This window comes from Synechococcus sp. R6-7 (genome assembly GCF_047461695.1).
Taxonomy (GTDB): domain Bacteria; phylum Cyanobacteriota; class Cyanobacteriia; order Thermostichales; family Thermostichaceae; genus Thermostichus.
The window spans coordinates 1-1,804 of sequence record NZ_JANSHS010000524.1; the positions used below are offsets into that span (position 1 = coordinate 1).

Annotated in this window: 3 protein-coding genes; 2 read left to right on the top strand and 1 reads right to left on the bottom strand. The window is 59.3% G+C overall.

Translation table 11 applies throughout. The features are described from left to right. The coding region (locus NW815_RS13710; RefSeq protein ID WP_414416133.1) for a CGLD27 family protein at window positions 1-352 on the top strand (352 nt) is incomplete at its 5' end. A gap of 33 nt (window positions 353-385) precedes the next feature. Beyond that, on the top strand, window positions 386-1,318 hold the full coding sequence (locus NW815_RS13715) for a bifunctional riboflavin kinase/FAD synthetase (protein ID WP_414416134.1): 933 nt from the start codon (window positions 386-388) through the stop codon (window positions 1,316-1,318). 6 nt (window positions 1,319-1,324) lie between these two features. On the opposite strand, the gene NW815_RS13720 is transcribed toward NW815_RS13715, so the two are convergent. After that, window positions 1,325-1,804: molybdenum cofactor biosynthesis protein MoaE (locus NW815_RS13720; RefSeq protein WP_414391114.1), on the bottom strand; the 480-nt coding region annotated here is incomplete at its 5' end.

Below are 1,804 nucleotides of genomic sequence, written 5' to 3' on the forward strand. Positions count from 1 at the left end.
GGGAGCTGTTGTGCTGGCAGTTTCCCCGCTGGTTTGGAGCAGCTTTGCCGGAGATTGGGGCCACTTTGTCTCTGGGTCGGTGCTGGGGGCCAATGTCTTGCTCGGCCTGGTGTTGCTCCATCTCTACTTGGGATGGGCTTATGTGCGGCGGCGCTTGGTACAAGCCCAGATTCCCTATGAAGAAAGTGGCTGGTACGATGGGGCGATGTATGCCAAGTCAGAAGAGGAGCTGGCTCAGCATCGGCTGATTGTCAGGTATCAGATTGATCCTGTGTTGCAGCGCCTGCGACGGAGCTTGTGGGGCGTGGTGGGCTTGAGTGGGTTGGTGGCCCTGCTGTGGCCTCTGGGGTAGGCAGTTGGTTGGCTGTTTTTAGGATCCCGGACAGTGCACATCACTTCTGATCTGGCTCAAACCTTGCGACCCACCGCTGTGGCCATCGGGAACTTCGATGGCTTGCATCTGGGCCATCAGAAGGTGCTGCAGCCGATTCGAGATTCTCTTCAGGGGGTACGTACTGTCCTCACCTTTCATCCCCATCCCCAGGAAGTCTTGACGAGGCGGCCTCAGCTGTTGCTCACTCCCCCTGCCGAAAAGCTGGATCTGTTGGCGCAAATGGGCTTTGAGCAGGTGGTACTGCTCCCCTTCACCCCTGCATTTGCCTGCCAGCCCCCCCAAGAGTTTATCCAAACGGTACTTGAACAGGGCCTGCGCGTTCGCCATCTCAGCGTCGGTTGGGATTTTTGCTTTGGTCACCGTCGCTCCGGCAACGCCCAAACGCTCCAGGCTTGGGGATCCGAGCGCTGCATTCCGGTGGAGGTGATCCCGGAGACGAAACTCAACGGGGAACGGGTGAGCAGCTCTCGCATTCGAGCTGCCTTGGCGACCGGGGAGGTGTCCACCGCCGAAGCGCTCTTGGGTCGCCCCTATCGTCTGATGGGAGAAGTGGTGCAAGGGGATCAGCGGGGCCGACAACTGGGCTTTCCCACCGCCAACCTCCGCTTGCCTCCGGAGAAGTTTTTGCCCCGCGATGGGGTGTACAGCGTTTGGGTGGATGTGCCTGCTGCTGCGGCAGCTCTACCTGGGGTGATGAACATTGGCCATCGGCCCACGTTTGCCGGTTTACAGCACACCGTCGAGGTGCATCTGCTGGATTGGACAGGAGATCTCTACGGGCAAGAGGTGCGGGTGGCGCTACGGGGCTTTATCCGCCCAGAGCGGAGATTTCCCACGGTGGCAGATTTGATTCAGCAAATTCAGCAAGATTGCCAAACAGCCCGCCAGCAATTGGGTTTGGCTGAGCAAGTGGGTATGGTGTAGGGGGATCTATGCCGAAGAGAGCTCGCAAGCGCCAAGGCTCACCCAGGCGCTGGTGCCATCTCGCCAGTATTCTTTTTTCCAGATGGGGGCGTTGTGCTTGAGGGTGTCGATGGCAAATTGGCAGGCAGCAAACCCTTCGGCCCGATGAGGGGTGCCCACCGCCACCAAGACGCTGATCTCGCCAATGCGCAACTTGCCGATGCGGTGGTGGATGACCACGCTGTTGGCGTCTGGCCAGCGCTGCTGAATCTGTCGGGCAATGTCGGCGAAGACCTTCAGGGCCATGGGCTCGTAGGCTTGGTATTCCAGGTAATCGACAGGGCGGCCATTGGTGTTGTCTCGAACAGTGCCGCTCATCACCACCACAGCTCCATTGCCCGGATGGGAGGCCTCTTGGTGGACACGGTCGATGGACAGGGGAGCCAGGGTGATCTGGAAGGAAGTCTTCAGGACGGTCAGGAGCATGACTCTAGTCAATAATAAGCT